Annotated in this window: 10 protein-coding genes; all 10 read left to right on the top strand. The window is 55.2% G+C overall.

Features of this window, described 5'->3' with window-relative positions; all coding sequences use genetic code 11:
- Window positions 1-4,186 (top strand): hypothetical protein (locus tag AC2VLY_RS13695; RefSeq protein WP_486892636.1); only part of this gene is annotated, 4,186 nt, incomplete at its 5' end.
- A 21-nt stretch (window positions 4,187-4,207) separates the two neighbouring features.
- Entirely contained in the window at window positions 4,208-5,548 is a 1,341-nt protein-coding gene (locus tag AC2VLY_RS13690) for a hypothetical protein (protein WP_486892637.1), read from the top strand.
- Window positions 5,549-5,565: 17 nt separating this feature from the next.
- Window positions 5,566-6,117, top strand: a complete 552-nt coding sequence (locus tag AC2VLY_RS13685; RefSeq protein WP_486892638.1) for a hypothetical protein — start codon at window positions 5,566-5,568, stop codon at window positions 6,115-6,117.
- A complete protein-coding gene (locus AC2VLY_RS13680; protein ID WP_486892639.1) occupies window positions 6,114-7,079 on the top strand; it encodes a hypothetical protein in 966 nt (321 codons plus the stop codon). The genes AC2VLY_RS13685 and AC2VLY_RS13680 overlap by 4 nt, the downstream gene beginning before the upstream one ends.
- Window positions 7,080-7,081: 2 nt before the next feature.
- Window positions 7,082-7,567 (top strand): hypothetical protein, encoded by a 486-nt coding sequence (locus AC2VLY_RS13675; protein ID WP_486892640.1) that lies wholly within the window; start codon window positions 7,082-7,084, stop codon window positions 7,565-7,567.
- The gene (locus tag AC2VLY_RS13670; RefSeq protein ID WP_486892641.1) at window positions 7,552-8,157 is read left to right on the top strand and encodes a restriction endonuclease; all 606 of its coding nucleotides are present in this window, start codon (window positions 7,552-7,554) and stop codon (window positions 8,155-8,157) included. Before AC2VLY_RS13675 ends, AC2VLY_RS13670 begins: the two co-directional genes overlap by 16 nt.
- Before the next feature lie 168 nt (window positions 8,158-8,325).
- Window positions 8,326-9,597, top strand: a complete 1,272-nt coding sequence (locus AC2VLY_RS13665) for a secretion/conjugation apparatus DotM-related subunit (protein WP_486892642.1) — start codon at window positions 8,326-8,328, stop codon at window positions 9,595-9,597.
- Window positions 9,594-11,951, top strand: a complete 2,358-nt coding sequence (locus AC2VLY_RS13660) for a type IV secretory system conjugative DNA transfer family protein (RefSeq protein ID WP_486892643.1) — start codon at window positions 9,594-9,596, stop codon at window positions 11,949-11,951. Before AC2VLY_RS13665 ends, AC2VLY_RS13660 begins: the two co-directional genes overlap by 4 nt.
- A gap of 11 nt (window positions 11,952-11,962) precedes the next feature.
- Window positions 11,963-12,247 (top strand): hypothetical protein, encoded by a 285-nt coding sequence (locus tag AC2VLY_RS13655; RefSeq protein ID WP_486892644.1) that lies wholly within the window; start codon window positions 11,963-11,965, stop codon window positions 12,245-12,247.
- A gap of 28 nt (window positions 12,248-12,275) precedes the next feature.
- Window positions 12,276-12,569 carry a hypothetical protein gene (locus AC2VLY_RS13650; protein WP_486892645.1) on the top strand — a complete coding sequence of 98 codons (294 nt, stop codon included), beginning with the start codon at window positions 12,276-12,278 and terminating at the stop codon, window positions 12,567-12,569.
- Window positions 12,570-12,650 lie beyond the last annotated feature (81 nt).

Below are 12,650 nucleotides of genomic sequence, written 5' to 3'. Positions count from 1 at the left end.
GGTTGAGGATCAGGAGACCCTGAAAACGTACCGGAAAGCCACAGATGCCGTCTATCAATCCTTTGACGAGGAAATCCGTGCGCAACGCAAGGTACTGAGCACTCTGGGACTGGAAGGGCACCACGAGCGCGTGCGAGCCATAGAAGATGGGGAAGCTGGTCAAGCCTGGCGTAACGCTGACCGGCAGCTGGCCACCTTGCATAAAGAAGCCGAAGCCCAGGCACGCGAGGAAACCAAAAACCGGGGTCGTCGCATACTCGATATGTTGCCTAATACGGATCAGCCCGAAGAAATGGCGCTGGCCATCTTCATGAAGCATGGCATTGAGACACAAGGCACGCCGCCCATTGTGCAGGCTGTTCAGACCCGGGATGTCGAGCGTATCCAGTCGATCATCGGATGGAACAGCATGAATCCGGCCAGTCAGGAAGTTTTCGAGCGGATGACGGGCACCAAGCTGGGATCCAGCCAGAAAGCCCGCATGGTGGAAATCGACGCATGGGCCGGGATTACACCGGAGGAACGGGCACAGATAGATGCAGACAAGAAGGCGGAAAAAGAGCGTCAGGAACGGGTGAAGGAGATCACGGCGATCTGGAATGCCTTTGCCGGTATGTCGGGCTTGCATTCTGAAACCCGCCAGACCGTTACCGGACAAGAGGTGCTCATGAGCATGGCCCAGGCGGGCTATAACCGCATCCAGATGCGGGAAGAACCGGACAGTCGTGGACGCCTGATAAAACACCCCGCCTTATACAAGCCCGAAGGCGGCGAGGGCAGAGTGCTCAAGCACAAGGATTTCAGGAAGCTGCTGACCCTCTTGGTCCAGGGCGATTTTGATCCCGAACATCGCTTTGTGGAGAGCCTGCAGGCGGTAGGGCTGCTGGCCGCGCCGGAGAACGCCGCTGAACAGTTGGCCGCGCCGCAGGTTGCTGAGACCGTACCAGATCAGCCAGAAACGCCAGCAGAACCACAGGTCAAAACCGATATTTTCAAGACCATGAAAGATATGGGGATAGGGAATATCCGCACGGCGGGCGACGGCGATCAATGGTCGAGTTCCGGAGAACTACCGGATGGCGGCACTCTGCATGTTTACGGATCCCGTGATGTGGGTACGCAAAGCATCGACCTGCGGGGTTTGCCCGGCAAAAGCCCTGAAGCGGCTTATCCTGTGCTCAAAAGTCTTGCAGATGCCGGATTTGCCGACAAGCTACACACGGCAGAAATCCGCATGGAGGATTCCGTGCTGTCTTCGGGCGTCCAGGTAGAACGTAATCGGGTGCTCTCGAAATCCGACATCGAGCGGGTCATCCAACTGCAGGGACATAAGCCCCTGGATGTCCTGGCCACGCTCACCGTGGATAGCGAGACGGGTAATGTGGCGGAAATGGAATCAGCGCAGTCCTTCCTGAATGGCTGGAAAGATCGCTACGAAATTCCTGTCGCAGTAACGGCCATTGTCGATGCACGGGATTCGGGGATGGATGTGCCCGCCCTGCACGGTTATCTGGACGGTCTGGGAGCTGAGCATGTGACCGTTCTGCCTGTGGATCGCATCAAAAACATCCCGGTCGCTGATCTGGTCCGCGAAAGTGATCTGGTGATGGTCCTGGGTGAACCGCTGACGCAGATGGCGGTATCCGCTTTCATGGACAAGACGTTCAAGGGCGAGCACAAGGATCTGAACAAGCCGACCTGTGTCATCGCTGCGGATGGACACATCGAGATGCACCGGGATGCCCTGCTGGAAGTGGCTGACAGACGGGCAAAATACAAGCACATGGACAATGCCAAAATGGATCGGGCCATCGCGGAACTGGCAGAAAAAGCGCCGGAATCTGCGGCAACAAATCCGGCAGGCGTGGGTGAAACACCGATAGTTCAAAAATCCGAACAGGCAGAGACTCCCGCCCTGTCGCCAGAGGCGGAAGTGGTAACCCCTGTCCAGGAGACCCCCATTGCTGAGAAACCAGATGTTGAAGCGGAGTTTGCGCTGGTATCTCCGCAGAAGCAGAAGATGGCCAACCTGCCGTTAGAGTCACTAGAGCGTCATCCGGATGAACAGGCTGCAGAAGTGTTGCCAGAAGATCAGGTCATCGAACCGTCGCCGCAGGCAGGTGACGATCTATCCGAACAGGAAGGCCTGAAGGCTCAGGAGGCGGAAACACCCACGGCAGAGGACTGGCCAGATAATGATGATACCGACTTTGCCGCAGAGATTGCGGCAACTCACGAAGCAGAACGCCAGCAGATAGTCATGGACCGTATTCAGGCAGTGGACTGGTCCGCACTACTGGCGGAACTTTCTGAACAGGAAAAAACGGCATCCAGCCCATGGGATGCGGCGCAGTGCTGTGCGGCCGCACGGGAATACCTCAAGGCGCATGATCCTGAACTCTGGGCGGAGGCCATCCATTTTCATTTTGATGTCAAGGATAACCCGGTACAGAGTCCGACCATCACGCAGCGTGGCGGTCATGACATTCTGGGCTTTGCGGATCGCGCGGTGGTAGATGTATGGGCCGGGATGCGCCTGGCCGATAAACCTTTCCGGTTTGACTTCCACGACGAGAAGCAATTGACGTACACGAGCAAACTGTACGGTGATCCGAACCGCTGGGATATTGTTGACCTGCAGGTCGAAAACGAGCGCGGAATCGCTCTGCCACAGCCGACAGAAGCGGTCAGTGAGCGGGAGATCCTCATGGCCCTGCACAGCATCCAGATATCCCCGCAATGGCCCCGGATTGATGCTGCTGACGCTGAACGCTGGCTGGCCCGCGCCGTAGAAGTGTCCACCCGTGAAAAAACAGCTTTGGGCAGGATGTTGGAGCGTGACTGGATTCCCGTGACTCAGGAACATGCGGATGCCGTGATGGGTCGTGAACGGTTGAAGTTTCTGGTGACCCATGCGCTCTATGCGTCAGGTTCTCAAATGGGGGATACGCTCTCACAAGCAGGGCAGGCGGCGATGCTGCGCCGGATGTTATTGCAGGATCTGCCGATGATGCCGAATTCCGATACAGTGCGCGGCACTCTGCATGAATCGGCCATTCTCGCAGAAGTCGATGACAGAAAAGCGGGATGGACGCGGGTTACGCAGGATTACCGACTTGATCTGGACGAGGCCTTGCCGGAAGCCATCATCAACTGGGACGCGCTCTATATTGACAGTAACCAGCATTACCATATTGTCGATGCCAAAAGCCCGCGCGAAATACCCGATGCGGTAGATGAGGGGTACGTCGCGCAACTGAACCTCTATGGCGAAGGCCTGCGCAGAGTGTTGGAAAAGCAGGGCGTTGAAAACCCACAGATACATTTGCATCTGGCGTTTGGCTCCCTGGCGGATTCTTTGGTGAAAATTGTCGAGGTGGCCAGAGATCCCGAGATGGCCAACCACATGATAGAAACCGTCCGTTCCGTGACAGAAAGGGCCATCTCCGGGCGTAAGGAAGCACAGGACCAGATCCCCATGGATGAAGCACAAAGAGCGTCTGTGGAGACCTATCTGGAGCAGTACGAAACCCGTAAGGTGGAGGCAGACCTGCTCTCGAAAGAGATAGAAAACCTGCAGATGCGTCTTGTGCAGCTTCAGGAAGGTTTTGAGCCGGTTTCCTGGGAAGATGAGCATGGGGATACCCTGGCAAGGATGCGTTTCATGGCACCAACGCTACGGGTTTCCAATAGCGATGAATGGTCGAGGTTGGCGGCGTCCGCGAAAATTGACATAGAAACCTATCAACGACCGGAATACGACACAGCAGCGATGGTGGAAGTCCTCAAAGAGGCTGGACACGATCTGGCACCATTTGAAATCGGAAAAACGCTGGATCTGCCCGCCCTGAAAACGGCGATCAAGGCTTCTGGCGGGATTCCGGATGTGGAATGGACCTGGAAAGTGGAATTGGCCCAGACCAAAGCCGCCAAGCTGCATCGTGAGGTTTTGAAAGAGACGCTACAAGGAGATCGGGTAGAAGGGCCGGGTTTGGCCTACGCAGACAGGAACGAGCAGGCACGGGTTTTACCGGATGCACGCACGGCGGAAAAAACCGTGTCAGAACCTGCTGCAGCCGATCATTCTGTAGATCATGGGCGGTCTGCCGAGCGCGAAGCCATAGCGGTGAGCGCCCCTGCAGACGGTCTCACAAACACCCGTCCACACACCACAAGAAAACCCTGATAGAACGGTAAGGAGTTACCCATGCGATATAACACTCTGGTTTGTGACATTGCGGAGATTCAATCCCAGTCCAATGGAGATTTCCGGCTGAGCGGCGTGGTGAACCACGTTGTGGGTGAAGATTATATTCCCGATCAAATGATCTCGGTATTCGTCAAGGGCAACAAGGAAGATTATCTGGACGGATGCGATGCGGGCACATTCATGCTCGAAAAAGTGGACCCGGAAACGGGTTATTGTGGCTTTCCAACCCGTATCCCGGATGGGAAAACCGCAGAACCCGCCCTCATTGGCCCACTTCAAGTGAGCTGGACGGACAATGCGCACAAGTACCAGAGTGTCACGCTGGATAAACTTGGGTTGGAAGGGGATTCCCTGGACAAGATCAATCGGGTCTCCAAGCAATTTGCAGGGAGCATGCGCGTTTCCCGGAACATCATCCGGATGGATGACGATCAAGTGATTCCGGGCACGCGCATAGCCTCTAATGCCCAATGGCAACGGGTGGTGTCGGAAATGATCGAAGACGACCCGAATATGTCCTCCATCATCATCCGGGATGGTCAGCGATCCGCCATGGTGAGACTGGGATGGGAGAAGGAAACCCAGCAGCATGTATTGATTCCACCGACTTATAATGGGAAACCGATGACCTTCAAGGGTGAGCAGATAGAGATCATCCCGGTACATCAGATGGATTACCTGACTAATCGCTTTAATCCCAAAAAATCCACAGCGGTAGCCGAAATCAATAACCAGTTATCCAAGTCGGAGCGACAACTGGCTTTTGATGCCAAGCTGTTCCCGGCATGGACCCATTTTGCCTCTGGTGTCGTGGTCATGCGGAACCTGCCGAAGGGCGGACATACCCTGGAACGGATTGCTGCCAGCTTTCCGACACAGCCTTTCAAAAGCATCCCGGGCGAACTGCGCATCATGGAGAAAAAGCCCGATCAGGTGAACGCCATAGATGCCCTGAAAGACTTGATGAATAGTCTGAACATCCCGAAAGAAGCGGCAGAACGTCTCCTGCAGTCCATCCCCACGAATACCCCCACTCACGCTGCGGAATCGGAGAATGGGAGCGACCCGCGCCCGGGATTGCCCAAAGAGGGTTTTGTCGACAAAACCCAGCGGGCCGCACGGCAGGCACAGACCGTTTTACAACGGGATTCCGCTGCTGCTCAGGCGGGTAAACCGGCTGCAGAGGCCCGTAGTCAACCGGCTGCAGAATCTGTAAAAGCGTCCGAATCGGCCAAGGCCGCACCGGCTGCAGCCCCGTCACACGTACCCGCCAAACCCGCATCGGAAACCCCGGATGCCCCGCCCCCCCCGCGCGTTTCATTCGGACGGCGGCGGTAACCGATATGGAGAATAGCATGGAAGCCCTGGCGCAGCGGGCCATCAACCAAAGACTGGAAGAAGACGGCGGGGACTGGAGTGCCCAGAATCACTCTGGGCCAGCCCAATGGATGAAATGGGCCATCCTGCGCGACGCAGCCACCATTTTGAGTGCGCTGCAGATTCCGGCTTTTAAGACGTTTCAGAGCCAATTGCGGACCAGTAATGGGGAAATCCCTGAGTTTTCTTTTACCCCGGCGGAATTTTACTTTTTGAAGCTGGCAACAGTGCTGGCCAGTCATCATCTGCTCCGCCTGCCCGAGTTCGGTGTGAACTGGAACAGCGTCCAGGCACAACGGATGGAGATCCGTCAGCGGGTAGAAGTGCTCGAAAAGGCCGGCAAACCGGAAGAAGCGGCAAAACTGAAAGCGCAAATGCCCCGTGCTTTACGCCGTGCAGATGCGCGTAACGAACGTAAAGAGAAAGAGAAAGAGAAGGAAACGGAAATCGCAAAGATCGCCACCCCCATACAGACGCCCGTACCCGACAGGAACGACCCTGCGGGTTCAGGGCACAACGTGCGGCCATGATCGGTGAAATCGTACCAGTTCATCGCAAGGCGCTACTGAACGCGCTGAAAACGGCGGCGCGTCTGGATCCCGAGCGCTTGGATGAAATGCTGCAGGCGGCACAGAACAGCTTTGTGCAGATGGGATGGGATACGGCGGAGGATCTCTGGACTTTTGGGCCGTTGCTGGAGATTGCGGGGCGAATGGCGCGGGAAACCGACCAGGTGAATGTCCGGTTACCGGCGCTGGCCAAGTCGCTCCACGACGCACAGGTCGTTTCGCCGGAGCGCTTCGGTTTGGACTTCAATCCGGATCAAAGCATTGCCTTAAGTCTGCTCTCGCTGACGGCACGCATGGAACGTCTGATTGAGCGGGAAACTTTCGGACAGACACCGGAATGGTGCCGAAAATGGATATCGGAAGTGGTTTTGAGTAGTGCCACCCATTTATATGGGGCTCTGGAGGAGATGGACGCTGCGGCGAGTGTGCGGGCGGATGTCGGCGCAGAAGGTAAGCAGATGGTCCTGCAGGCCGCCATTCGGGAATCCATGAATATTCTCGAAAACGCATGGCGTATGGAAGCCCGTGATTTTGCGCAAAAACGAACTAACGGTACACTGGTAGAGCTAAGGGAGTGGTTGAGCCAAACGCCTAAGCCGGAAAACCAGGCCTTGTCTCGTATTCTCGAAAGAACCGGGGAAAAGATGGATGATCTGTTGGGCCATTTGCAAGTGGTTCGGGGCAGGGTCAAAAGCCTGCAGGAACGGTTGCGCAACGGCGGAACGCTCGATCAGTCGGTTGACCAATCGGCTTCCGGCCATGGTCCAGAAGCGACTCCCTCTGCAGAGCCTGCGCAGTCTGTCCAGGCATCGGTCGAAGCCTCAAGGCAGCAAAATACGGTTTCTGAATCATCCGTAGATACGAGCCAGACCGATGCGCGTAACAGCCTCAGAGTGCGCTCCCGTTTTGGTCGCAGGAGATAGTGATGGAATCAGAACAGCCGCATAAAAAGAAGTTCAGGGTAGGCAAGGCCGTGCTGTGGGGGACCGGACTGGCTTCTCTGCCGGGGATTGCGAAAACCATAGCGTCACCTGTCAAAGATTTGGCCACAGATACGAGCCATGGGATTAAACGCCGCACACCGAGTCTGAAAGACGCCAAGGCTGCCTGGAATTTGGATACGCAGGAATCTCCGGAGGACCTGTTTTCAGCGTATGCGCGTAAGGCGCAACTGGATGAGGCACGACGCCTGCACATGCTCACGCAATATCGCCTTTTTACGTTGTTGGGCATAGCGGCTATGGTCGGCGGGCTGGTACTGGCCTGGTGGAACCTCTCCGGCGTGCTGCTGACCGCTGCTGCCATCCTGTTTACGCTGTCTTGCGCCTATCGGCGTGACAGTCTGCAATATCAGCGATTACCTACTTTCGGTCGATGGATCAGGGAGCGTATGTGGTGGCTATTCGGTTAGCAATCGAGCAACTGGCCGCTTGCCTGCACAATTATGACGTGCATCAGCAGGAAGGCCATAAACGCCGGGCAAAAGCAGCTTTGGCGCGGCTATACCAGTTTCGGGCTATTGGCGAGGATTCGACTTTACCGGAACCTCGCCGCTTTGCCGCCCAGTTTGCCTATCTCCGCAAGGTGGAGCCCCTGCTGTTTGAGGAGATGGTTCTGGAAGCCTTTCGGCAGCGGAAATTCATGGTGCGCTTCAACGAGCGTTACAGCGGTGATGGTGGCATTGATGGGCGCATCTGGGTGGAGGATTGGCGGCAAATAGATCCGTATTTTGCGCGACGCTATCCCGACAGGATGGTGCGCGGATGGGCAGGCTTGCAATGCAAGCGGTACCAAGGTGCTGTCCGGCAGGAGCATATTCGCCAGTTTCCGGAAGACATGGCGCGTGAGGGACTGGTGGCCGGATTTTTTGTGCATACGGGGACCACTCCGAAAGCCCGCAATCCGCAATCGGAAGACTTCACGGAATCGGCTGATTTGCCGCCTGTAAAGCGTATATCGGGTAAAGCCCTTTTACATCTTTTGAGTGAGAAAAGGGGATAGTCAAATTCATTTAATCGTTTTCAGGGCCAGCCGCAGGTGTTCCTGAAAAAAACGGATCTTACAGACAACAGCGGCAGTGAGTGATAGGTCGTTCCAACCGGCGTAGGCGCTCACCGGATACCGCACGATACGCGGCCTAATTCAGATGACGCAGGAAGAAAGGAACTCATGGCAAACAACTCCGGCAATGGTGGATCGGGCAGCGATACAGGGCTTATTGCGTTATTGCTGGCGTTGATTTTCGGACCCATTCTGGCGTGGTTCGTCCTGCATAAACCCGTGGTATTCCTATGGAGCTGGATCGCTTATGGCCAGACCTGGCTACTGGCCCATGTGCAGGGCTGGACGGGTAGTTATTCGGTCTCAGCGGAAATGGCGGCGAACAGCCCCATGCTGAACTGGTATCTCTGGGCCCATGCACATCCTGACAAAGTGACCTGGCAGGATGTGGCCCATTACAGCACGGTACTCGGAAATTATTATCGATGGATAACCATTGCAGTGGTCGGTTTTCTGGCGTACCGCAATTATCACACCGTCGAGATCCGCAAGAACCGGCAAAGCATGAACCAAATGGTCATTGCCATGAAGGAGATATACCCCTGGGGCCTGCCCTGGCTTTGGCAATCCAGTGAAATCCTCAATAAGTCCGGGTCCGGCGCATTTCAATATGCCCTACGGCCATGGGAGTGGGTCAAAAAACTACAGGGCCAGGGCAGGCCGCTGGCCTATAAGGAACAGGATGACAACCCGGAAACCATTTGTCTGGAAGACCCGGATCGTATCCAGTCCGCATTGCAGGATCAGTTAAAACATCCCATGGATGCCTATACATCCTGGCCCGTCTGGTTTCAGGCGTTGACGACCGCCTGTATTCCGCAGGCCCGCGACGGCAAAGACACCGAGACCAAAAACAGATTGGGTAAACTGGCACGGCATTACTATGGGGTCAAACCCAAGAAAGGGGGCGACTATATTCCGCCAGCACTGAAAGCAGTGCCGTGGCCTGTGTCGGATAAGGACCAGGAATATCTGGCAGAAATAGGTAAACGGCATGCTTATCGGGAGACTTTTTTTATCGGCTTGGTGGCTGAGGCAAGGGTGCGCGGATTGTTACCGCCCAGTTATATAGCCTGGTTGCGTGCCGTGGACAGAACGCTATGGTATGCCGTACAGAGTCTGGGGCGGCCCCGCAATTTCATCGAAGGTGACGGCGTCATCGCGCATTATGTGGCCGAAGTCAAAAAAGCCAAAGATAAGGAACATCAGGCCGAGATCGAGGGGGATGCGCTGACTAATTTTGGGGATGATGGGGTGGCCATCTCTGAAAAGCAGGTAGACAGTGCGGTAGCCGGATTGGTGTTCGCCTTGCGTGAAGAAGATGCCGGGACCGTTCGCAAGGTGGGAAATCAGGACCTGGCCGACTGGCGGCAATCATGAGTACCAACCGCACACACTTTGAACATCGTGAGGTGACCCGCGATGTTCGGCCTATGGGCAAAAAAATAGCGGATAGCTTCATGAGTGATGGGGTCTGGATGGTCCTGGCACTGATGGCTGCGGCCACCTTTATTTTTCCCGGATTAGCGGTTCCGGTTCTGATAGCCGGTCCCATTTTGTTTTGGTACGGACAAAGCCTGGTCCGTAAATTCGGTTGGCCCCTGAAGGCCCCTATTTACCTGGGCGTTGATGATCCGGCGGACATGGACCCCGTCAAAGGCACTATGCGCAAAGGGGAGGGGATTTTCCTGCTGGGCTGGGAGCGGTTTACCGGTCGGCCACTGTTTCTGACCAACAGCGACTTGCGCGCGCATTTGTATCTGATCGGGGTTTCAGGTGCAGGCAAGACCGAGACCCTGATGGGTTTTGTCTGGAATGCCTTGATGCAGGGCACAGGTATGATCCTGATCGACGGCAAGGGGGAAATCGTGATTCCCAGCCGGGTGATCGCCATGGCCCGCGCTTTTTTGCGGGAGGATGATGTCCTGATCGTCAACTTTCAGACGGGCGGTAAGGACCGCACCGTCGCGGACAAGCGCAGGACCAGTAACATTGCTAACCTGTTGGCCCTGGGCGCCAGTACGGAATTGTCGGAGATGATGACGGCCCTGCTGGATTCAGGACCCAACACGGACCAGATGTGGATGGGACGTACTGAGTCACTGATTAAGGCGCTGATGCCGTCGCTGGTCTGGTTACGGGATCATGCGGATGAGCCGCTTAGTCCGTCGCGCTTTCGTTCTGCGGTGGAATTGCGGGAAATCATGAAGATTTATCGGGATGAAAAAATCCCGGTGCGGATACGTGCGGGTCTGGAGGGCTACCTCAAAACCTTGCCGGGTGGTATTCCCAAAGAGAGCGCCCAATATACGCCACAGGATATTGAGGCGCTGAAACTGTCTTACCGCCAGACCTTGGCCGGCGCACCGCCAGCGGAGGTAACTGCCGAACAATATCAGACCTTCAAGGCCAAGATACAGGCGGAGCTGCAGGCGCTTGAGCAGGGTCAGGCACCCAGTCAGGACGCCAATGAAGCGACTCGGGAAGAACAGCATGGGTATGTCATCATGCAGCTTACCAAGTCGCTGGGTATCATGGCGGACATTTACTGGTACATCACCGATAGTAGCTACACCGAAATCGACTGGGTGGATGTGGCTCTGAACCGGCGCATCGTTATCGTACTTTTACCCACGCTGGGCCTGTCAAAACAGGGCGCGGAATCACTGGGGAAAATCGTCACGGCATCGGTCAAGGCGATGATGAACCGGGTTCTCGGGGATACCGTTGAACGCCGAGCCGGAGATCCGCGTTTCAAGACGCTCACCCAGGGCGATCACCCCTTTTACATTATTTTTGATGAAAAACCCGCTTATATTGTAGAGGGTGAAGACGTCATTGCGACGCAGGCCCGCAGTCTGGGCTTTTCGGTGTCCTATGGTGCGCAGGCACATAGTCACATGCTGGAGAAGAACGCCGAAACCGCCAAGGCTATTTCAGGTGCGGCGACACGGGTCAAAATCATTGCCGGTGTAGAAGATTACGAGACCATGGAAATGGCCATCAAGCTCGGTGGCGAGGTCTGGAAGCCGGTACAGAATGCTTACGAATACAACATGCAATCCGAGTTCGGCGGCATTCGCTCAGGTCCGACCATCAGTGTGCAGAAAGAAGCGCTGGTCAATGTTGAAGAACTGAAAGCCCAGAAAGAGGGGCAGGCGCATATTTTTATGGCGTTACAGCGTAAAACGGGTGAGATTCAGCGCGTCATCAAGGCGAATATGATTTATGTGGTCCCCAAAGAACCCGATGCCATCCATATTCAGCATTTTGTGCCCATCATTGCGCCAGACCGGTTAAAATGGAGCCCCTTACAGATCAATCATCCCATCACGGGTAAACCCGTGGTCGCCAATACCGTTGGTGGAGAGGTCACCGCAGACCATGCGCCATCAGCAGGCAATACATTGGTATCCCCTGAAAAAACGGGTGCCGTGGTTGCTTCCTCTGATGGAGAAACCCGCAACACTTCGCCAGGCGAAACATCCACCACGACAAGCTCTGTTGACCTGAATTATGACGATTTACCGCCTCATTTGCGCACGGTGGTAGATCATGCCCGTGTGGACGCGACGCCAGAGGAGATGTCTCATGTCGTTGAAATGGCGCGTCGTTTCAATGATATCCAGAAAACAGTAGAACAGAAGCTACCGATGCGGGTAGACAAGGATGGAATAGCTTTGTGGAGAGAAATCAAGAATACCGTCCAGCCCCATCAGTCCGGCAGCCTATAAGGAGCAGGGATATGAATTGGAATACCCGAGAGGAAATGAAAAAAAAGCTCGATGTTTGGCCGGTCAAGGGCAAGATTGTTGAAGTGGCAGAAACCTATGATCCTGACCTGAAAAAACCCGTGCCCATGTTGATGGATGAGTACGGCAATCAATGGGTGGGGGATGAATGTCTGACCTATCCCCCCAAGCTGCCTATCTCCTGGGCGGACTTCCAGAGGAATATGCGGGAAATGATGGTAAGTTCCGGTCTTGATCCGGATCTACTCGACAAGTATGAAAAACTTTATAACAAATGATCTTCGGATAGGTGCGGCAATAGGGCGCATGACAACCCTGCGAGTGATGATCCCTGTGTGCGCTATCGGCCTTACGGCAGGCTATCTTGGCTTTGGGTCGATGGGAATATTTGTGGTGGCGTCGGCACTTTGCGTATTGAAGTTGGCAGATGTGTTGAGGACAGCGTTTGCACCGAGTGATCCGCAAAGATTGCTATCGTGGGCACCGGATAGTCCGGCCGATCTTGAGGGCAGCGAAGCCGCCCAGGTTTCCTTGAAAGAGCGGTCATTGGGTATCTCTGTGGTCTATGGACGCTGCGACCCAGGTGTGGCATTCAAATAAAGACGGTAACAACGAAATAAAGTTGGTAACTTACAAATAAAGATGGTAACTTTTTCCGCATCATCACCTCACTGTTTTGAA

It is taken from the genome of Acidithiobacillus sp. TH-A36, assembly GCF_057473445.1.
Note: the sequence above shows the minus strand (reverse complement) of the source record. Positions and strands in the feature narration are given on the sequence as shown.

Bases quoted from the DNA above. Each gene is read 5' to 3' on its own strand.
- AC2VLY_RS13665 (WP_486892642.1), top strand. From the start codon at position 8,326: ATGGCAAACAACTCCGGCAATGGTGGATCGGGCAGCGATACAGGGCTT.
- AC2VLY_RS13650 (WP_486892645.1), top strand. From the start codon at position 12,276: ATGACAACCCTGCGAGTGATGATCCCTGTGTGCGCTATCGGCCTTACG.
- AC2VLY_RS13685 (WP_486892638.1), top strand. From the start codon at position 5,566: ATGGAAGCCCTGGCGCAGCGGGCCATCAACCAAAGACTGGAAGAAGAC.
- AC2VLY_RS13690 (WP_486892637.1), top strand. From the start codon at position 4,208: ATGCGATATAACACTCTGGTTTGTGACATTGCGGAGATTCAATCCCAG.
- AC2VLY_RS13675 (WP_486892640.1), top strand. From the start codon at position 7,082: ATGGAATCAGAACAGCCGCATAAAAAGAAGTTCAGGGTAGGCAAGGCC.
- AC2VLY_RS13655 (WP_486892644.1), top strand. From the start codon at position 11,963: ATGAATTGGAATACCCGAGAGGAAATGAAAAAAAAGCTCGATGTTTGG.
- AC2VLY_RS13660 (WP_486892643.1), top strand. From the start codon at position 9,594: ATGAGTACCAACCGCACACACTTTGAACATCGTGAGGTGACCCGCGAT.
- AC2VLY_RS13680 (WP_486892639.1), top strand. From the start codon at position 6,114: ATGATCGGTGAAATCGTACCAGTTCATCGCAAGGCGCTACTGAACGCG.